Source organism: Aquabacterium sp. OR-4, from assembly GCF_025290835.2.
Taxonomy (GTDB): domain Bacteria; phylum Pseudomonadota; class Gammaproteobacteria; order Burkholderiales; family Burkholderiaceae_C; genus Pseudaquabacterium.
This window is the reverse complement of sequence record NZ_JAOCQD020000002.1, coordinates 1,365,247-1,383,847: the sequence shown is the minus strand read 5'-3', so window position 1 is coordinate 1,383,847 and position 18,601 is coordinate 1,365,247. Positions and strand designations below refer to the sequence as shown.

The 18,601-nt window shown below is 74.1% G+C and carries 18 protein-coding genes; 7 read left to right on the top strand and 11 right to left on the bottom strand.

Annotation, left to right across the window (positions count from 1 at the left end; all coding sequences use genetic code 11):
- Nucleotides 1-24: 24 nt before the first annotated feature.
- Both N4G63_RS18365 and N4G63_RS18360 read right to left on the bottom strand, forming a co-directional pair.
- On the bottom strand, nucleotides 25-225 hold the full coding sequence (locus N4G63_RS18365; protein ID WP_260787401.1) for an anti-sigma factor family protein: 201 nt from the start codon (nucleotides 223-225) through the stop codon (nucleotides 25-27).
- Nucleotides 226-264: 39 nt separating this feature from the next.
- Nucleotides 265-885, bottom strand: coding sequence for a sigma-70 family RNA polymerase sigma factor (locus N4G63_RS18360; protein ID WP_260787402.1), 621 nt, complete (start codon nucleotides 883-885; stop codon nucleotides 265-267).
- Between the two features lie 152 nt (nucleotides 886-1,037).
- Here N4G63_RS18360 and N4G63_RS18355 point away from each other — a divergent pair, with 152 nt between their 5' ends.
- Genes N4G63_RS18355 through N4G63_RS18340 form a run of 4 tightly spaced genes read left to right on the top strand, consistent with a single transcriptional unit; the run spans nucleotide 1,038 to nucleotide 3,619 of the window.
- On the top strand, nucleotides 1,038-1,292 hold the full coding sequence (locus tag N4G63_RS18355) for a BufA1 family periplasmic bufferin-type metallophore (protein ID WP_260787403.1): 255 nt from the start codon (nucleotides 1,038-1,040) through the stop codon (nucleotides 1,290-1,292).
- The gene (locus tag N4G63_RS18350) at nucleotides 1,289-2,182 is read left to right on the top strand and encodes an MbnB/TglH/ChrH family RiPP precursor modification enzyme (RefSeq protein ID WP_260787404.1); all 894 of its coding nucleotides are present in this window, start codon (nucleotides 1,289-1,291) and stop codon (nucleotides 2,180-2,182) included. The genes N4G63_RS18355 and N4G63_RS18350 overlap by 4 nt, the downstream gene beginning before the upstream one ends.
- A complete protein-coding gene (locus N4G63_RS18345) occupies nucleotides 2,179-3,132 on the top strand; it encodes an HvfC/BufC family peptide modification chaperone (RefSeq protein ID WP_314600036.1) in 954 nt (317 codons plus the stop codon). The genes N4G63_RS18350 and N4G63_RS18345 overlap by 4 nt, the downstream gene beginning before the upstream one ends.
- Complete coding sequence (locus N4G63_RS18340; protein WP_314600035.1) at nucleotides 3,122-3,619, top strand: DoxX family protein; 498 nt, start codon at nucleotides 3,122-3,124, stop codon at nucleotides 3,617-3,619. Before N4G63_RS18345 ends, N4G63_RS18340 begins: the two co-directional genes overlap by 11 nt.
- On the opposite strand, the gene N4G63_RS18335 is transcribed toward N4G63_RS18340, so the two are convergent.
- The 6 genes from N4G63_RS18335 to N4G63_RS18310 form a co-directional block, all read right to left on the bottom strand.
- Nucleotides 3,607-4,059, bottom strand: a complete 453-nt coding sequence (locus N4G63_RS18335) for a nitrile hydratase accessory protein (RefSeq protein ID WP_260787407.1) — start codon at nucleotides 4,057-4,059, stop codon at nucleotides 3,607-3,609. The genes N4G63_RS18340 and N4G63_RS18335 overlap by 13 nt on opposite strands.
- Nucleotides 4,056-4,739, bottom strand: a complete 684-nt coding sequence (gene nthB, locus N4G63_RS18330; RefSeq protein WP_260787408.1) for a nitrile hydratase subunit beta — start codon at nucleotides 4,737-4,739, stop codon at nucleotides 4,056-4,058. The genes N4G63_RS18335 and nthB overlap by 4 nt, the downstream gene beginning before the upstream one ends.
- Nucleotides 4,736-5,356, bottom strand: coding sequence for a nitrile hydratase subunit alpha (gene nthA / locus N4G63_RS18325; RefSeq protein ID WP_260787409.1), 621 nt, complete (start codon nucleotides 5,354-5,356; stop codon nucleotides 4,736-4,738). Before nthA ends, nthB begins: the two co-directional genes overlap by 4 nt.
- A 119-nt stretch (nucleotides 5,357-5,475) precedes the next feature.
- Complete coding sequence (locus N4G63_RS18320; protein WP_260787410.1) at nucleotides 5,476-6,732, bottom strand: PQQ-dependent sugar dehydrogenase; 1,257 nt, start codon at nucleotides 6,730-6,732, stop codon at nucleotides 5,476-5,478.
- 20 nt (nucleotides 6,733-6,752) lie between these two features.
- A complete protein-coding gene (gene recJ, locus N4G63_RS18315) occupies nucleotides 6,753-8,579 on the bottom strand; it encodes a single-stranded-DNA-specific exonuclease RecJ (RefSeq protein ID WP_314600034.1) in 1,827 nt (608 codons plus the stop codon).
- Nucleotides 8,576-9,526: a hypothetical protein gene (locus tag N4G63_RS18310; protein ID WP_314600033.1), complete on the bottom strand. Its 951-nt coding sequence runs from the start codon at nucleotides 9,524-9,526 to the stop codon at nucleotides 8,576-8,578. Before N4G63_RS18310 ends, recJ begins: the two co-directional genes overlap by 4 nt.
- 176 nt (nucleotides 9,527-9,702) lie before the next feature.
- Here N4G63_RS18310 and N4G63_RS18305 point away from each other — a divergent pair, with 176 nt between their 5' ends.
- From N4G63_RS18305 to N4G63_RS18295, 3 genes are all read left to right on the top strand, one after another.
- Entirely contained in the window at nucleotides 9,703-10,971 is a 1,269-nt protein-coding gene (locus N4G63_RS18305) for a lipoprotein-releasing ABC transporter permease subunit (RefSeq protein ID WP_260787413.1), read from the top strand.
- A 198-nt stretch (nucleotides 10,972-11,169) separates the two neighbouring features.
- Nucleotides 11,170-11,844, top strand: a complete 675-nt coding sequence (gene lolD, locus N4G63_RS18300) for a lipoprotein-releasing ABC transporter ATP-binding protein LolD (protein WP_314600032.1) — start codon at nucleotides 11,170-11,172, stop codon at nucleotides 11,842-11,844.
- 155 nt (nucleotides 11,845-11,999) lie between these two features.
- A complete protein-coding gene (locus tag N4G63_RS18295; protein ID WP_314600031.1) occupies nucleotides 12,000-15,395 on the top strand; it encodes a response regulator in 3,396 nt (1,131 codons plus the stop codon).
- 67 nt (nucleotides 15,396-15,462) lie between these two features.
- On the opposite strand, the gene N4G63_RS18290 is transcribed toward N4G63_RS18295, so the two are convergent.
- Genes N4G63_RS18290 through N4G63_RS18280 form a run of 3 tightly spaced genes read right to left on the bottom strand, consistent with a single transcriptional unit; the run spans nucleotide 15,463 to nucleotide 18,573 of the window.
- Nucleotides 15,463-16,530 carry a VWA domain-containing protein gene (locus N4G63_RS18290; protein ID WP_443112067.1) on the bottom strand — a complete coding sequence of 356 codons (1,068 nt, stop codon included), beginning with the start codon at nucleotides 16,528-16,530 and terminating at the stop codon, nucleotides 15,463-15,465.
- Nucleotides 16,527-17,588 (bottom strand): DUF58 domain-containing protein, encoded by a 1,062-nt coding sequence (locus N4G63_RS18285; RefSeq protein WP_260787416.1) that lies wholly within the window; start codon nucleotides 17,586-17,588, stop codon nucleotides 16,527-16,529. Before N4G63_RS18285 ends, N4G63_RS18290 begins: the two co-directional genes overlap by 4 nt.
- Complete coding sequence (locus N4G63_RS18280) at nucleotides 17,581-18,573, bottom strand: AAA family ATPase (protein WP_314600030.1); 993 nt, start codon at nucleotides 18,571-18,573, stop codon at nucleotides 17,581-17,583. Before N4G63_RS18280 ends, N4G63_RS18285 begins: the two co-directional genes overlap by 8 nt.
- Between the last annotated feature and the right edge of the window lie 28 nt (nucleotides 18,574-18,601).

The window sequence follows — 18,601 nt, the reverse complement described above, 5'->3', positions numbered from 1 at the left end:
CGCGTCGCCGCCGCCGGGCGGCCCCTATTCGTCGCTGTGGCCGCGGTAGTGGCGCCAGCCATCCATCGCCCGGCCCATCACGCGGGCCTGGCGGCGAAAGTTGCGGCAACCCGGGCACACCAGCCAGTGCAGGCGCATCGACAGGCGCTCGAGCGGGCGCAGCGGGCGGTCGTGGCCCTGCAGCACCAGGGCGGTGACATCTCGGCAGCTTCGCAACAAGGCCATTCGGCAGGCGCTTTCGTCGGGTGGATCGGCCGCCGGCGCTCAGGCCGGGCGCAGGGCGGCGGGTGGGTTGAACCAGCGCTGCTGCAGGCAGGCCTGCAGGCGCAGCCGGGCACGGTGCAGCAGCACCCACAGGTTGGTCGAGGTGATCGCCAGTTCCTTGCAGATCTCGGCGGTTTCCAGGTCGAGCCACTCGCGCATCATGAACACCCGCGCCTGGGCCGGCGGCAGGTGTTCGCAGCAGGCCTCGAGCACCTCGAAGAACTGGCGCTGGCCCAGCGCCGCGGCCGGGTCGCCCCAGTCGCGCGGCGGCTCGCGCCAGTGGCCGCTGGCATCGAACAGCAGCGCGTCCAGGTCTTCGGCATCGTCGCCGTCCAGCACCGTGGCCTCGCGCTGGTGGCGGCGCAGCTGGTCGATCAGCTTGTGCTTGAGTACGCCCACCAGCCAGGTCTTGAGCTGCGACTGGCCGGCAAAGGCGCCGGGTTTCTCCAGCGCTGCCAGCAGCGTCTCGGACACCGCGTCTTCGGCCCAGGCCTCGTTGCGCAGCTGGGTGCGCGCAAAGCGCATCAGCTGTGGCCGCAGCGCCTCCACACGCTGGCCAAAGGCGGCAGGGCTCTCGGCTTGCGGGTCGGGTGCGGCGGAGGTGTTGTGGGTGGAGCGCATGGCCTGGCAAGCTCGGGGTGGGGGCAGTGTAAGGATTCAGGGCCCCGCCACGACACACTGCGCGACGGGTGCCCGAACACCCTGTCGACCGATGTGCACACCGACGCGACAGCGTCACATCGATCCCTCAACCCTGCTGGAGTTTCGTCACCATGAACCACCACCTCGTGCTTTCGTCCGCCCTGGCCTCCGCACTGGCGCTCGGCGCCGCCATGCCGGCGGCCGCCAACGACAAGGAAAAGTGCTACGGCATCGCCAAGGCCGGCAAGAACGACTGCGCCAATGCCAGCGGCACGCACAGCTGCGCCGGCCAGGCCAAGACCGACAACGCCCCCGACGAATGGAAGTACGTGGCCAAGGGCACCTGCGCCAAGGAAGGCGGCAAGACCATGGCGCCGAAGAAGTGAACATCGGCATCGGCTGGCGCCAGCCGCACTACCGCGCGCTGCTGCAGCAGCGCCCGGCGCTGCAGTTCATCGAGGTGCACTCGGAGAACTTCTTTGCCGACGGTGGTGCGGCGCTGGCGGTGCTGGCCGAGGGCCGTGCGGCCTACCCGGTCAGCCTGCACGGCGTGGGCCTGGGCCTGGGCTCGGCCGCCGGGCTGGACGACTGGCACCTCGACCGCCTGGCGGCGCTGGTGCAGCGCATCGAGCCGCTGCGGGTGAGCGACCATGCCAGCTTCGCCCGCGCGCCGCTGGCCGAGGGCGCGGCACCGGTGCATGGCAGCGATCTGCTGCCGATCGCCTTCACGCCGGCGGCGCTCGACATCCTGGTGGCCAATGTGCAGCGTGTGCAGGAGCGGCTGCGCCGGCCGATCCTGGTGGAGAACATCTCGGCCTACCTCGGCTGGGCGCAGCCGCCCGGCAGCGCGCCGGCCCTGCCCGAGGCCGAGTTCTTCAATGCGCTGGTGCGGCGCAGCGGCTGCCAGCTGCTGCTGGATGTGAACAACCTGGTGGTCAATGCCCTGAACGCCGGCACCGAGCCGCTGGCCACGGCCAGCGCCTTCATCGACGCACTGGCGCCCGGCAGCGTGGGCGAGATCCACCTGGCCGGCTATGCGTGCACGCCCGATCTGGTCATCGACGACCACGGCAGCCGCGTGCACGCCCCGGTGTGGGCGGCCTATGCCCATGCGCTGCGCCGCCTGGGCACCGTGCCCACGCTGATCGAGTGGGACACCGACCTGCCGGCGCTGGAGGTGCTGCTGGACGAAGCCACGCAGGCAGCACGTTGGCAGCGCGACCTTGCCCCGGCGGACAGGCAGGCCAGCGCCCAGCCGGCGGCCAGCGCGGCATGAACCCCATGGCCCTGACACCGGCCGCCAGCGCTGACGCGGCCAACGGCCACGCCGCCGAGGCGCGGCGCCAGCAGCAGCTGCTGCAGGTGCTGTGGCGCCGGCGGGCGGCCGAGCCCCTGATCCAGGCCTGCCAGGGCACGCCGGCCCAGGTGGCGCGCGGCCTGCAGGCCTATGCCGCCAACGCCGCGGCCTCGGCCGAGCGGGTGCTGGGCGGCATCTGCCCGGTGCTGGCCCGGGCCGTGGGGCCCGAGGCCATGGCGGTGCTGGCGCGCCAGGCCTGGCGCCGGGCGCCGCCGCAGCGCGGCGATCTGGACGACTGGCAGGCGCCGGGCGAGCTGCTGCCGGCGCTGCTGGACGCCGCACCACCGCTGGCCGGGCGGCCCTGGCTGGCCGATCTGGCCCGGCTGGAATGGGCCGTGCACCAGGCCGAACGCGCGGCCGATGGCGGCGACGGCCCGCCCGCCGGCCTGGCGCGTCTGGCAGCGCCCGATGCGCCGGCGCTGTGCCTGCGGCTGCGGCCCGGCAGCGCCTTGCTGCGCCTGGCCTGGCCGGTGGCCGGGCTGTGGCTGGCCGCGCAGCAGCAGCCGGCCGCGGGCCGCGCCGCGCCGGCCTGCACAGCGCGCCGGCCCGAGGCCGTGCTGCTGATGCGCCAGGGCTGGCGTGCCACCGTGCAGGTGCTGGACCCCGCCGACGCCGCCTTCACCGCGGCCGTGCTGGCCGGCCAGCCGCTGGCGGCCGCACTGGATGCGGCGGTGGCGGCCCAGGCCGGCCCCACGCCGCCCGAAGCGCGGCCCGACTTGCCCGTCGACACGCTGCCACCCGACACGCCCGCCTGGTCGTTCGAAGCCTGGCTGCTGCGCGCGCTGCGCGAGGGCTGGATCAGCGCCGTGCAGGACCCGGCCCCCGCCCCCCATTCCAGCCCAGCCGCAGGAGCCGAGCATGGCCGTTGACACCCCCCGCCCGCCGCCACGCCGCGTGGCTTGTTCAGACGCGCTGCGCCGCCTGCAGGCGGCAGTGCAGGCCGCCGCGCTGCAACTGCAGCCGCTGGCGCAGCTGGCCGCGCGCTGGCATGTGGCGCAGGTGTTCTTTCTGTCGGGGCTGACCAAGCTGCGTGACTGGGAGACCACGCTGGCGCTGTTTCAGCACGAGTACCACGTGCCGCTGCTGTCGCCGGCGCTGGCGGCCGTGCTGGGCACCGCCGGCGAGCTGGTGCTGCCGGTGCTGCTGCTGCTGGGCCTGGGCGGGCGCATCGCCGCGCTGGGCCTGCTGGTGGTCAATGCCGTGGCGGTGCTGAGCCTGCCCGAGCTGCCCGAGCCGGCCCTGAACCTGCACATCTTCTGGGGCAGCCTGCTGCTGGGCCTGCTGCTGTGGGGGCCGGGGCGCTGGTCACTCGACGCCTGGTGGTGGTGGCGCTGGATCGGCGATCAGCCGCGCTGAAAGTCGCCCGGCTGCAGCGTGATCGGCTGGCCGTGCGGCGTGCGCTCGGCGGCATGGCCCCAGGCCTGGGCGTGGCGGGCCAGCGTGGCGGCATCGGTGGCGCCCTTGGCACTCACCAGGCCCTCCAGCGCGGCCAGCCAGTGGTGGTAGTAGGTGTGGCCCAGGTCGGCATCGCCGGCGGCCTGGGCGCGGCGGATCTCGGCGGCCAGTGCCGCGGCCCACTCGGGCCAGCTGAACAGGCCCTGGCGGTGCAGCTGCAGGGTCATGGCAAAGGCCTGGGCCTGCCAGGGTTCGGCAAACACCGGCTCGGCCGCGGCGGCATCGGCCCGGCCGCCGCCCAGCGGCAGGCCGGGGCACAGCCCCAGGTCGACCGGCGGCCTGGCGCTGGCCTCGGCCGCAGCGCCGTGGCCCTGGCCCTCGGGCTGGGCAGGCAGCGTCATGCCGGCTCCAGCGTGGATTCCCAGGCGTCGATCGACACCTGGGTGCCGGGCTGCGCCTCGTCGCCCCACAGCGTGCGGCCGTCGAAGACCACGGTGTAGAGCCACTGCGCCTGTTCGCCCAGGCCCTGGGCATGGCTGGGCGCAAACACATGCAGGCCGTGCACGCTGTGAACCACGCCGCGCCGCCCGCGGGCATAAGCGGGCACCCGGCTGTGATGGGCCGGCGCTGTGGCCACGGTGCACACCGGTGCGCCCACGGCAAAACGCGGCGGCGGCGTGCCGGCCGCGGCCGGGCGCGCGGTGGGCGAGCCCTTGGCCAGCGCGGCGGCCACATCGGCGGCCGCCAGCACGCGGGCCACCGGGCGCGGCGGCTGCTGCAGCGTGCCGCTGGCCAGCTCGTCGGCGGTGGCCAGGCCGCGCTCAGTCAGCAGCCGCGCCAGCGCGGCCAGCCAGATCTGGTAGTAGCTCAGCCTGGCGTAGTCGGGCAGGGTTTCGCGGGCGCTGCGGCTCTGGTCGATGTTCCATTGCCCGGTGGCCCCCATGGCCAGCGTGAGGGCCAGCGCACGCGGCTCCCACTCGCCATGCCAGAGCTCGCCCTCGGGCTCGGGCTGCACCGGGCGCCGCTCGGGCGTGCCGCCCAGGTCGGCATGGCTGGTGTAGGGCAGGCCGGGCTGGCTCATCTGGCGGGGGCCGGGGCGGGGGCCGCTGCGGGTGTGGGGGCCGCGGTGGGGTCGGTGGGGGCGAGCGCCAGGCCGGTGCCGATCATCGAGTCGCGGCTCACCAGGGTGGCCAGCCGTTCTTCGCTCCAGCCGTCGGTGCCGGCCGGCCGTTCAGGAATCACCAGGTAGCGCAGCTCGGCGGTCGAATCCCACACCCGCACCGCGGTGCCCGCGGGCAGCGTGACGCCAAAGTCGGCCAGCACGCCGTGCGGGTCTTTCACCACCCGGGCGCGGTAGGGCGCGCTCTTGTACCAGGTGGGTGGCAGGCCCAGCACCGGCCAGGGGTAGCAGCTGCACAGCGTGCATACCACCAGGTGGTGCTGGCCCGGGCCATTGGCCACCGCCAGCATGTGCTCGCCCTGGCGGCCGCTGTAGCCCAGCGCGCCGATGGCGGCGGTGGCGTCGCGCAGCAGCCAGTCGCGGTAGCTGCTGTCGACCCAGGCGCGGGCCACCACGCGTGCGCCATTGCGCGGGCCGATGCGGGTCTGGTAGGTGTCGATCAGCACATCGAGCGCGGCGGGGTCGATGTAGCCCTTGGCGCTGAGCACCGACTCGAGTGCCCGCACGCGGCGGCTCATCTCGTCGAGGTGGCTGTGCTCGCCGTGGTCGTGGCCAGGCGCGTGGTCATGGTCATGGTCATGGTTCTGTTCATGGCCATGGTCGTGCCCATGGTCATGATCGTGTCCATGACCGTGACTCATGGCACCAGCCGCAGGATGCGTCCGTCGGGGTTGTCGGTCAGCACGTACAGCCAGCCGTCGGGGCCCTGGCGCACATCGCGGATGCGTTCGTTGAGCGTGCGCAGCAGGCGCTCCTCGCGCAGCAGCTTGTGGCCGTCGAGTTCCAGGCGCAGCAAGGCCTGGCCGCGCAGCGCGCCGATGAACAGGTTGCCCTTCCAGCCGGGGTAGCGATCACTGGTCAGAAAGGCCATGCCGCTGGGCGCGATCGACACCGGCAGCCAGTGCGAGACCGGCGCCACCACGTCGTTGCGCTCGGTGCCGTCGCCGATCTTGGTGCCGGTGCCGTAGTTGCGGCCGTAGGTGATCACCGGCCAGCCGTGGTTGCGGCCGGCCTGGGTGAGGTTGAGCTCGTCGCCGCCCTGCGGGCCATGCTCGGTGGTCCACAGCTCGCCGGTCACCGGGTGCACGGCCGCGCCCTGCACATTGCGGTGGCCCAGGCTCCAGATCTCGGGCCGGGCGTTGGCCGGCACGCCGGGCCGCGGCGTGCCGTTGGCCGCGGCATAGGGGTTGTCGGCGGGGATGCGGCCATCGCTCTCGATGCGCACCACCTTGCCCAGCGTGTTGTCCAGCGTCTGCGCGTCGTCCTTGCGCGTGAAGCGGTCGCCCAGCGTGATGAACAGGCGCCCGTCCTGGCCGAAGGCCAGGCGCGAGCCGAAGTGCAGCCGGCTGGCCACGCGCGGCATCTGGCGGAAGATGACCTGCACCTCGGCCAGGCGCTCGGCGCCGGGCGCACCGTCGAGCCGGGCGCGGGCCACGGCGGTGCTGTTGCCGCCGTCGTCGGCGCCTTCGCTGTAGCTCCAGTAGACCAGGCGGTTGCTGGCGAACCGGGGGTCGAGCACCACGTCCAGCAGGCCGCCCTGGCCCTCGGCCACCACGGTGGGCAGGCCGGGCAGCGGCGGGCCCAGCTTGCCGTCGGCGGCCACGATGCGCATGCGCCCCGGCCGCTCGGTGACCAGCATGCGGCCATCGGGCAGGAAGGCCAGGCCCCAGGGGTTGACCAGGCCGTGGGCCACCGGCTGAGCCTTCAGGCTGCTGGCGGGCGCTTGCGCCAGCGCTGCCGGGCTGGCGCCCCCCAGCAGGCCGGCCGCCAGCAGCCCGTTGGCCAGCAGCAGCCCCGCACCGTGGCGGGCCCGGCGCAACAGCCGGCGGGCGCGCGCCAGGCCGGGCCCGGGCGCCAGGTGGATCAGGCCGGGCAGGCCGGCAGGGTGGGGCATCGAACGGCGGTGCTGCAACATCATGTTGCTGCTTCTACCACCATCTGGATGCGTTGTTGCCCCTGGAATTCATCGAGGCTCAGGCGGTAGGCCAGGCGCACGCGGGCGGGCAGCGGCTCGCTGTGGCCAAACCAGATCGCGTCGCGCAGCGTGCCGGCCTGGCCGCCGGTGCGCACGCGCAGCTTCAGGTGCTTCTCGCCCACCAGGCGCTGCTGCAGCACCTCGACCTCGTCGCAGAACACCGGTGCCGGAAAGCCCTGGCCCCAGACCTGGGCTTCGAGCGTGCCCACGGTGTGGGCGTTGAACCACTCGGCGGCCAGCGGGCCGTCGGTGGCCAGGCTGCGGTTCAGCGCCGCCGGCTGCAGCCATTCGGCCGCCACCCGGCGCAGGGCCTGGGCAAAGGTGGCCACCTGGTCTTCGGCCAGCGTGCAGCCGGCGGCCATGGCGTGGCCGCCGAACTTCTTCAGCACCCCGGGGTGGCGCTTGCTGACCAGATCGAGCGCATCGCGCAGGTGAAAACCGGCGATCGAGCGGCCCGAGCCCTTGAGCCAGCCGTCCTGCCCGCGCGCCAGCACGAAGGTGGGGCGGTGCAGGCGGTCTTTCAGGCGCCCGGCCACGATGCCCACCACGCCCTCGTGGAAGCTGTCGTCAAACAGCACCAGCGCGGGCGGCACGGCGGTGCTGAGGTCTGGCGCGGCCAGCAGGCGGTCGAGCTGCAGCTCGGCGGCCACGCGCATGTCGGCCTCGACCTCGCGGCGCTCGCGGTTGATGGCATCGAGCTGCTGCGCCAGGCGTGCCGCGGTGTCGGCGTCGTCGGTGAGCAGGCAGGAGATGCCCAGCGTCATGTCGGCCAGGCGGCCGGCGGCGTTGATGCGCGGGCCCAGCGCAAAGCCGAAGTCGAAGGCCGAGGCGCGGGCCGGCTGGCGTGCCGCGGCCTGGAACAGCGCCGCCACGCCCGGCTGCATGCGCCCGGCGCGCAGGCGCTTCAGGCCCTGGGCCACCAGGCGGCGGTTGTTGTCGTCCAGCGGCACCACGTCGGCCACGGTGCCCAGCGCCACCAGGTCCAGCAGCGCATCCAGGCGCGGCTGGCGAACCTGGTCGCCACCGGCGCCACCGGCGCCACCGGCGCCGCTGTCGGCCGCGAAGGCGCCGCGCGCGCGCAGCTCGGCGCGCGTGGCCAGCAGCACGTAGAACATCACGCCCACGCCGGCCAGGGCCTTGCTGGCAAAGTCGCAGCCGGGCTGGTTGGGGTTGACGATCACATCGGCGTCGGGCAACTGCACGGCACCGTGCTCGTCGATGGCGGGCAGGTGGTGATCGGTCACCAGCACCTTCAGGCCGCAGGCGCGGGCATGGGCCACGCCGGCGCTGCTGGCGATGCCGTTGTCCACCGTGACCAGCACGTCGGGCCGGTGCTGGGCGATGGCCAGGTCCACGATCTCGGGCGTGAGGCCGTAGCCGTGGATCTGGCGGTCGGGCACCACGTACTGCAGTTGCCCGGGCGCGGCGCCCAGCATGGCCAGGCCGCGCAGCGCCACGGCGCAGGCGGTGGCGCCATCGCAGTCGTAGTCGGCCACGATGCACAGGCGCTGCTGCGCGGCAATGGCATCGGCCAGCAGCACGGCGGCCTCGGCCGCGCCCTTCAGCGTGGCCGGCGGCAGCAGCCGGGCCAGGCCGTCGTCCAGGGCTTCGGTGCCGCGCACGCCGCGGGCGGCAAACAGCCGCGCCAGCAGCGGGTGCACGCCGGCCTGCTCGAGCGCAAAGGCCGCGCGCGGCGGCACGTCGCGCACGAACAGCTGCAGCCCTGCGCCCGGAGCGCCCGCGTTGCTTGTGGTCTCGTTGTTCATAGGGTTTCGAGCAGTGGCGCCGCGGCCACGCGCCGCGCGCCGAACCAGCGCTTCATCAGGCCGCGCGGCAGCGCCTCGTAGCGCTGCGCCTGGCGCTCGCCGGCCAGCGTGAGCGCCACCGCCTCGCCCGCCTCGGCACGCGCCAGCAGGGCGCGCAGCGGGCCGTCGTCGAGCTGGCCCCAGGCCTCGGCCCAGGCGGCCCAGTCCTCGGCCAGCGCGGGTTCGCGCAGGCGGTGGTCGCACTGCCAGTCGGGCGGCGGTGTGCCGGCCAGCGCGCGGCCGGTGCCCGACAGCCAGAACGAGTTGACCGGCAGCTTGCCGCGCGCCTCGCGCCGGGCGTTCACCGGATGGGTGTGCAGCAGCATCTGCGCCTCGGCCTGGCGGCGGCGAAAGGGCCGGGCCTGCGGGTGCGTGGTGAGCCAGGGGTCGACGTTGCGGCCGACCACGCGGTCGAGCGAGGCCGTGGGCAGCTCGGCCAGGCTGGCGTGGCGCAGGTACCAGCGCGTGGGTGCGCCCCACAGCAGGGCCCAGCCCTCGTCGTTGAACAGCGGCAGCAGCGCATCGAACAGTTCGCGCGCGTCGGCGTCGTCAAGGGCCAGGCCGGCGGGGTCCATCAGCGAAGCCTGCTCGGTGCCGAAGTGCCAGTGCGTGGGCGACAGCAGGCCCCAGCCGCGCGGCGCGTCGGCCGGGTCGTCGTCGATCGCCAGGCCGTCGCGCTGCGCGGCGGCGGCGGCCAGCGGCAGCAGGCCGTCGGTGACCGGCCAGCCGGCGGCGGCGGCCCAGGCCCGCTCGTGCGGTGGCGTCAGCGAGAGCTCGTCGCCGCCGTCGCGCTGGGTGGGGCTCAGCCGGGCCAGCAGGCGTTCGAGCCGGGGCAGGGCGAGGGTGGACGCCGCCTGGGCGGCGGCCGGCGTCAGCGCGCCGGCGTAGGAGAGCACCAGGTGGTGCATGTCAGCGCTGCGTCCGGTGGAGGCGTCGGGCGATCCGGCAAGGGGATGGCGGGCCGGCTGGGGGGCGGCCCGGCGCCCGGCCCGCCGCGCTGTGGGTCACGGCGTGTTGCATGCGGCGATTATCGCGGCGGCACGCTGCGCGGCCGGCGCCGGGCCTCCGGTAGCATCGCCTCCCCATGACTTCGCGTTTCACCATGCCCTACGAGTGGCAGGTTGGCTGGCGCTACACCCGCGCCGGCCGCGCCGGGCGGCGCAACGGCTTCATCTCCTTCATCTCCTTCGTGTCGGTGCTGGGCATCGCGCTGGGCGTGGCGGCGCTGATCATCGTGCTCAGCGTGATGAACGGCTTCCAGAAGGAAGTCACCGAGCGCATGCTCAGCGTGGTGTCGCACATCGAGGTCTTCGATGCCCAGGGCGGTGCGCTGGCCGACTGGCAGGCCACCGCCGCGCTGACCCGCAAGAACCCGCAGGTGCAGGCTGCGGCGCCCTTTATCGCCGTGCAGTCGCTGGTGGCGCGGGGTGACGAGATGCGCGGCGCCATCGTGCGCGGCATCGATCCGGCGCTCGAGGCCGGCGTCACGCCGATCGCCGCGCAGCTCAAGGACGGCGTGCTGGCCCAGCTGCAGCCCGGCGCCTGGAACATCGTGCTCGGCGCCGAGCTGGCGCGCATGCTGCGTGTGCGGCCGGGCGACTCGGTCACGCTGGTGGCGCCGGGCGGCCAGGTGACGCCGGCCGGCACCGTGCCGCGGCTCAAGGCCTTCACGGTGGCCGGCACCTTCGACGCCGGGCACTACGAGTACGACTCGGGCCTGGCCCTGATCCACCTCGACGATGCCGCGCGCCTGTACCGCATGGACGGCCCCGGCGGCGTGCAGCTGCGCCTGGCCGACCTGCACCAGGCCCGCGGCGTGGCCGAGCAGCTGGTGCAGGCGCTGCCGCCGGGCCTGTACGTGCGCGACTGGACACGCACCAACCGCAACTGGTTCGACGCCGTGCAGCTCGAGAAGCGGCTGATGTTCATCATCCTGACGCTGATCGTCGCGGTGGCGGCCTTCAACCTGGTGTCGACGCTGGTGATGACCGTGACCGACAAGCGCGCCGACATCGCCATCCTGCGCACCCTGGGCGCCAGCCCGCGCTCGATCATGGGCATCTTCGTGGTGCAGGGCGCGATGAGCGGCATCATCGGCACGCTGGCCGGCGTGGCCGGCGGCCTGCTGATCGCCTTCAACGTGGGCAGCATCGTGCCGGCCATCGAGCGCGCGCTGGGCGTGGCCTTTCTGCCCGGCAGCATCTACGTGATCAGCCGCATGCCCAGCGACCCGCGCGCCAGCGACGTGATGCCGATTGCGCTGATCTCGCTGGCGCTGGCCTTCGTGGCCACGCTGTACCCCAGCTGGCGTGCCAGCCGCGTCAAGCCCGCCGAGGCGCTGCGCTATGAATAGGCCCCCCCGAAGCGCCTTCGGCGCTTCCCCCCGAAGCGCCTTCGGCGCTTCCCCACGAACCGCCTTCGGCGCCTCCCCACGAAGCGCCGTCGGCGCCCCCCACGGACGGGGCGCCGCCAGCGGCCCGGCCAAGCCGGGTCCGCGGCGGCCGCTGGGTCGGGCTGCGGACCGCCTCTGTCGTGCTGGAGCCCGGCTGTCGTGACCCAAACCGTACTTTCCTGCGAGAACCTGGGCCGCCGCTTCACCGAGGGCGGCCTGGATGTGAGCGTGCTGCAAGGCGTGAACCTGCAGGTGCAGGCCGGCCAGACGCTGGCCATCGTGGGTGCCTCGGGCTCGGGCAAGAGCACGCTGCTGCACCTGCTGGGCGGGCTCGACGCACCCAGCAGCGGCCGCGTGCAGCTGATGGGCCAGGACCTGGCGCAGCTCGATGCCGCCGCCCAGGGCCTGTGGCGCAACCGCCACCTGGGCTTCGTGTACCAGTTCCACCACCTGCTGCCCGAGTTCAGCGCGCTCGACAACGTGGCCATGCCCTTGCGCATCCGCCGCCAGCCGGTGGCCGAGGCCCAGGCCGCGGCGCGCGAGATGCTGGGCCGCGTGGGCCTGGGCCCGCGTGCCGCGCACCGGCCGGCCGAGCTGTCGGGCGGCGAGCGCCAGCGCGTGGCGATGGCCCGCGCACTGGTCAGCGGCCCGGCCTGCGTGCTGGCCGACGAGCCCACCGGCAACCTCGACCGCGGCACCGCCGACGCGGTGTTCGCGCTGATGCTCGAGATCGCCCGCGAGCGCGGCACCGCCTTCGTGCTGGTCACCCACGACACGGCCCTGGCCGCCCGCTGCGACCGCCAGCTGCGGCTCGAGCGCGGTCTGCTGGTCTAGCTAGCCGGCGGCTCAGGCCCGGCGCCGCGCCGGGCTGCGGGGGCGGGCCAACACCCCGCAGTTGCGCTGGGCGGCTGGCGCGTGGTCGGTGCGACACTGCGGCCATGATTCGGGAGTCCACGGCTTTCGCCGGTCCAGGTCGATCCGCTGCGTCGGTGCGCTGGCTGCTGGTGGCTGTGGCGGCCGGCGTGGTGGCGGTGGCCCTGCTGGCGGTCGGCCAGGCCCACGAGCGCCAGCAGGCCCTGGCCGCCGAGCGCGTGCATGCCGCCGCCGAGCTGCGCCTGGCGCGGTTGCGCGGCTGGCTGCAGTCGCGGCTGGGGCTGGCGCAGTTTCTGTCGGGCAGCCCGCTGTGGGCCGAGCTGTACAGCCGGCCGGCTGCGCCGGGCGAGCCCGAAGGCCCGCAGCGCCTGCTGCAGCGGGCCGATGCCTTTCTGCAGGCCAATGGCGGCGTGAACGTGCGCGTGCTCGATGCCCAGGCCGCGGTGGTGGCAGCCGGTGCCGGCGCGCCACCCCTGAGCGACAGCCTGCAGATGGCCACGCGCGAGGCGCTGGCCGCCGGCGAGCTGCGCCTGCTGCCGGCCGCCAGCGACGGCAGCACGCCGCTGCGCCTGGATGTGGTGATGCCGCTGCAGGCCACCGGCCGGCCGGCGCGGGCCGCCGTGGTGTGGCAGATCGACGCCGCGCGCGAGCTCGGGCCGCAGCTGCAGACGCCAGCGCGCGATGGCGCCGCGCCGCCGCGGGCCACGCTGTGGCTGCCCGACGGCGATCGCCTGCTGGGCCAGACCGATGCCGGCGCAGCCGGCGCCGAGGCGGCCGGGCCGCCGGTGCCGGTGCTGCGCCTGTCCGACCTGCAGGCGCCGGTGGTGCGCGCACTGCGCGGCGAGCTGCGCGCGGGCCAGCCGCTGGCGGTGGAATCGCTGCCGGGCGGCGCCGGCCCGGCCCTGCTGCTGCTGCAGCCGATGGCGGGCACCGGCTGGTGGCTGCAGGTGGCGCTGCCGCTGGCGCCGCTGCGTGGCCAGGCCTGGCGCGAGACTGCGGGCATTGCCACCGCGGCGCTGGGCCTGCTGCTGGCGCTGGGCCTGATGGCCCGGCTGCTGCGCCAGCGCCAGGCGCTGACCGAGGCCCGGGCCACCGAGCAGTCGCTGCGCGAGCGGCTGCAGGCCATGGCCCTGCTCGAAGCCATCGGCGAGCACTCCACCGACGTGATCTTCGCCAAGGACCGGCAGGGCCGCTACCTGCTGTTCAACCGCGAGGCAGCCCGCATCACCGGCCACCCCGCCGAGGCGGTGATCGGCCACGACGACCAGCTGCTGTTCAGCGCCGAGCAGGCCACGCAGGTGATGGCCAATGACGCGCTGGTGATGGCCGACGGCCAGGCGCGCAGCTTCGAGGAGCGTCTGACCACGGTCGACGGGCCGGTGGTCTACCTCGCCACCAAGGGCCCCTTGCGCGACGCGCAGGGCCAGGTCACCGGCATGTTCGGCATCTCGCGCGACATCACCGAGCTGGCGCGGCTGCGCCAGGCGCTGGAAGACTCGCGCGCCTCGCTCGAGCGCATGGTGGCCGAGCGCACGCTGGCGCTGGAGGACAGCCACCGCGCACTGGCCGATGCCGAGCGCTTCATCCGCGCGGTGGTCGACAAGCTGCCCGGCCGCGTCTCGTACTGGGACCACGAGCTGCGCCTGCGTTATGCCAACCGTGCCTGGCTGGCCTGGAACCACACCACCGCGCAGGACGCGCTGGGCCAGCCGGCCGCGGCACTGCGGCCCCCGGGCGAGGCCGCCGACATCGACCGCCGCATGCAGCGTGCCCTGGCCGGCGAGGTGCAGAACTTCGAGCGCGTCACCGGCACGCATGCGCAGCGCCAGGTGCACCGCCTGGTCTACCTGCCCGACGAGGCCGACGGCCGGGTGCTGGGCTTCACGGTGCTGGGCACCGACATCACCGACCTGCGCCGCGCCCATGACGAGCTGAGCCTGGCGCGCGATGCCGCCGAGGCCGCCAACCGCGCCAAGAGCAGCTTCCTGGCCAACATGAGCCACGAGATCCGCACGCCGATGAACGCCATCATCGGCCTGGCGCACCTGATCCGCCGCGACAGCCGCGACACGCTGCAGCGCGAGCGGGTGGATCGCCTGGGCAGCGCCGCGCAGCACCTGCTGCAGCTGATCGACGATGTGCTCGACCTGTCCAAGATCGAGGCCGGCAAGCTGGTGCTCGACAGCGCGGTGTTCTCGGTCGAGGCGCTGATGGTGCGGGCCTGCGAGATGGTGGGCGAGCGCGCCCGCGCCAAGGGCCTGGAGCTGGTGCTCGACACCGACCACCTGCCCGACCGGCTGCGCGGCGACAGCACGCGGCTGGCCCAGGCGCTGCTGAACCTGCTGTCCAACGCGGTCAAGTTCACCGAGCACGGCTGGGTGCGCCTGCTGGGCGAGCGCCTGCGCGAGGTGGATGGCCGCGTGGAGGTGCGCTTCGAGGTGCGCGACACCGGCATCGGCATCACGCCCGAGCAGCGCGGCGAGCTGTTCAACCCTTTCGTGCAGGCCGAATCGGGCACCTCCCGGCGTTTTGGCGGCACCGGCCTGGGCCTGGCGCTCACCCGCCACCTGGCGCGGTTGATGGGCGGCGACGCCGGCGTCAGCAGCGAGCCCGGCGTGGGCAGCACCTTCTGGTTCACCGCCTGGCTGGGCGCGGTGGACGAGCCCGAGCTGCGCACCGACCACGACGGCCTGGACCGCCTGCATGCGCTGCTGGTGGACGACCTGCCCGAAGCGCGCGTGGCGCTGCGCGACCGGCTCGAGATGCTGGGCCTGGAGGTCGAGCTGGCGGCCTCGGGCGACGAGGCCATCCAGCGCGTGCAGCGCGCGCTGGCCTCCGGTGGTGGCTACGACGTGCTGCTGATCGACTGGCGCATGGCGCCGATGGACGGCATCCAGACCCTGCGCCAGCTGCGCGCCCTGCTGGGCGACGGCACACCGCCCAGCCTGCTGGTGACCGCCTACGACGACCCGCAGATGCGCCAGCAGGCGCAGGAGGTCGGCTTTGCCGAGGTGCTGGTCAAGCCGATCGGGCCCTCGGTGCTGCACGACGCGCTGCTGCGCACCGTGCTGCGCCGCGGCCGCGCGCTGGCCAGCGCGCCAGACGCCGGCAGCGGCCGCGCCGAGGCCCTGCTGCGCGAGCGCCACACCGGCGCGCGCGTGCTGCTGGTGGACGACAACGCGGTCAACCGCGAGGTGGCCGCCGAGCTGCTGCACGCCGCCGGCCTGCAGGTGCTGCTGGCCGAGGATGGCGAGCAGGCGGTGGCCGTGGCCACCGTCGACCGGCCCGACCTGATCCTGATGGATGTGCAGATGCCCGGCATGGACGGCCTGGCCGCCACGCGCGCCATCCGCGCGCTGGTGGGCGGGCGCATGCCGATCCTGGCAATGACCGCCAATGCCTTTGGCGAAGACCGCGCCGCCTGCCTGGCCGCCGGCATGGACGACCATGTGGCCAAGCCGGTCGACCCGGAGCGGCTCTACGCGGCCTTGCTGCGCTGGCTGCAGACCTAGCGGCAAACGCACGCGGCCAGTCGTCCGGCGGGCGCTGGCGGCACCGCGCAGCGGCGCGGTAGGAGCATCAGGTCACCCGGCCAAACCACCACAGCCCGAGCCCGGCGCCCAGCAGCAGCAGCGCGGCGCCGGCAGCGGCAAACAGCGCGCTGACCTCGGTCTCCTGGGTCTGCACCACCAGGCGGCTGGACAGGCCCTCGTACACCTGCTTCAGGTCTTGCGCGGTGCCGGCGTAGAAGTAGTTGCCGCGGGTCAGCGTGGCAATGGTCTTGAGCGTCTCCTCGTCCAGGCGCACGCGCATGCTCCAGCCCTCGAAGCCGATCACCTCGCCGGCCTTGGTGCCGATGCCCACGGTGAACACCTTCACGCCATGGTCGGCGGCCATCTTGGCGGCCTCCAGCGGATCGGGGCCGACGGTGCGCTGGCCATCGGTGAGCAGGATCACCGCGGCCGAGCGGTAGCTGCCGGGCTCGGCCGGTGGCCGCGGCTTGCGGGCCGGCCCTTCGGCCGCGCTGCCGGGCATGGCGCGCGCGCCGGTGATCTGCGACAGATCGATGCCCGCATCCGGAAACAGCGTGGCCAGCGACAGCACCAGGCCCGAGCCGATGGCCGTGCCGCGCTGCAGCTGGAAGCGGTCGATCGCGGCCACCACGTCGTCGCGGCTGTGCGTGGGCGCCTGCACCACCGCGGCGGTGCCGGCAAAGCTGACCACGCCGATGCGCACGCTGCGCGGCAGGCCGGCCACAAAGGCCTTGGCCGCGGCCTGCGCGGCCACCATGCGGTTGGGCAGCACATCGGCCGCGCGCATGCTGCCCGAGACGTCCATCGCCAGGATGATGGTCTGCTGCGAGGCCGGCAGCGTGAGCCGCGCCGTGGGCCGCGCTGCGGCCACGATCAACAGCGCCAGCGCGGCCAGCAGCAGCGCCGGCGGCAGATGGCGGCGCCAGCCCGGCCCGCGGCCCAGGGCCTGGCGGATCAGCGCCAGGCTGGGCACCTGCAGCACGTGGCGCCGGCGCCGGCGCAGCAGCGCCAGGTAGGCCAGCACGGCCAGCGGCAGCAGCAGCAGCGCCCACAGCGCCTGCGGCCAGAGGAAATCCAGCATGCGCAGCTGGGGCAGCCAGTCGGGCAGGTTCATGCCCAGGCCCTTGCTGCGCGGCGCGGGGCCGGCAGGCGCTGGCGCTGGCGGCGCAGCTGCACGCAGCGCAGCAGGGCCTGCAGCAGGTCGTCGCCGGTGGCCAGCTCCAGCACGTCCACGCCGGCCTGGGCCAGCTGGGTGCGCAGCGCGGCCTCGTGCTCGGCGGCCAGCCTGGCGTAGCGCGCGCGAAAGCCGGGGTCTTGCGTGTCCAGCAGCAGCTGCTCGCCGCTTTCGGCGTCCTGCACGGTCAGCAGGCCCAGGTCGGGCAGGGCCAGCTCGGCCGGATCGAACAGGCGCACGGCCAGCAGGTCGTGGCGCTGCGCCAGGCGGCCCAGCGGCGCGGCCCAGCCCGGCGCGCTGATGAAGTCGGACAGCACGAACACCAGCGATCGGCGCGTCAGCACCGCCAGCGCGCGCTCGAACAGCTCGGCCAGCCGGGTGCCGGTCTCGCCCGCCGCCGGCCCGGCGGACGCCGCCGCGGCAGCAGCCACCGCCGGTGCCGCGGCCGGTGCCGGCACCGGTGCGGGCATGCGCAGCCGCGCCAGCAGTTGCAGCACCTGCTGGCGGCCGCTGCGTGGCGGCAGCACCGCGTGCACGCCGGCCTGGCCGTACAGCACCGCGCCCACGCGGTTGCCGTGGTGGGTGAGCACGCGCGCCAGCGCCGCGGTGAAGGCCTCGGCCAGCGCCCGCTTGCTGCGCAGCGGCACGGCCGGATCGCCGGCATCGGCGCCGGCATCGACCACGCTGCCAAAGCTCATGCTGCCGCTCAGGTCGATCAGGAACCAGGCGCTGGTGTCGCGGTCTTCGGTGTACTGGCGCACATGCGGCACCTGCAGCCGCGCGGTGACGTTCCAGTCGATGTGGCGCACATCGTCGCCACCCTGGTACTCGCGCAGATCGGCCAGGTCGATCCCGGCGCCGCGCCACAGCGAGCGGTAATCGCCCTGCAGCAGGCCGTCCAGGCGCTTGAGCACCGTCCATTCCAGGCGCTGCAGCAGGCGGGCCTCGGCGCCGCGCCCCGGCGCCTGGCCCGTTGCGCGTGCCGAGGGGTCAGGCATTCGGGCCATCTTTCAGCGGCTGCTCGGGCGGCGGCACCTGGGCCATCACGCGGGCGATCAGGTCATCGGGCGTCAGGCCTTCGGCCAGCGCCTCGTAGCTGGGCACCAGGCGGTGGCGCAGGCAGTCGGCGGCCAGCGCGCCCAGGTCTTCGGCCAGCGCATAGCTGCGCCCGCGCAGAAAGGCCAGCGCGCGCGCCGCCTCCACCAGCGCGATGCTGGCGCGCGGGCTGGCACCGTATTGCAGGTACTGCTCCAGCCCGGCCAGGCCGTGCTGGGCAGGCCGCCGGGTGGCGCCCACCAGGCGCACCGCGTACTGGATCAGGCTGGGGTCGACATACACCTCGCGGCACTGCTGCTGCAGCGCCACCAGCTGGCCGGTGCCGGCCACCGCCTGCACCACCAGCGCCGGGCCGATGACGCGCTGCACGATGACGAATTCTTCGTCGTCGCTGGGGTAGTCCACCAGTACCTTCATCATGAAGCGGTCGACCTGCGCCTCGGGCATCGGGTAGGTGCCCTCGGTCTCGATCGGGTTCTGCGTGGCCATCACCACAAAGGGCTGCGGCAGCTTGTGCGACTCGCCGGCGATCGTCACCTGCCGCTCCTGCATCACCTCGAGCAGCGCGCTCTGCACCTTGGCCGGCGCGCGGTTGATCTCGTCGGCCAGCAGCAGGTTGGCAAACACCGGGCCCAGCGTGGTGCCGAACTCGCCGGTCTTCTGGTTGAAGATGCGCGTGCCCACCAGGTCGGCCGGCACCAGATCGGGCGTGAACTGGATGCGCTTGAAGCTGCCGCGCAGCGTGGCCGCCAGCGTGCGCACGGTGAGCGTCTTGGCCAGCCCCGGCACGCCCTCGACCAGCAGATGGCCCTGGGCCAGCAGCGCGATCATCACGCGCTCGAGAAAGCGGTCCTGGCCCACCACCACGCGCTTGACTTCGTACAGCACCTGCTCGATCAAGGCGGCGGGTGATGCGGGTGTGCTCATGGGCGGGGCCCTTCGCGCGGGCGGGGCA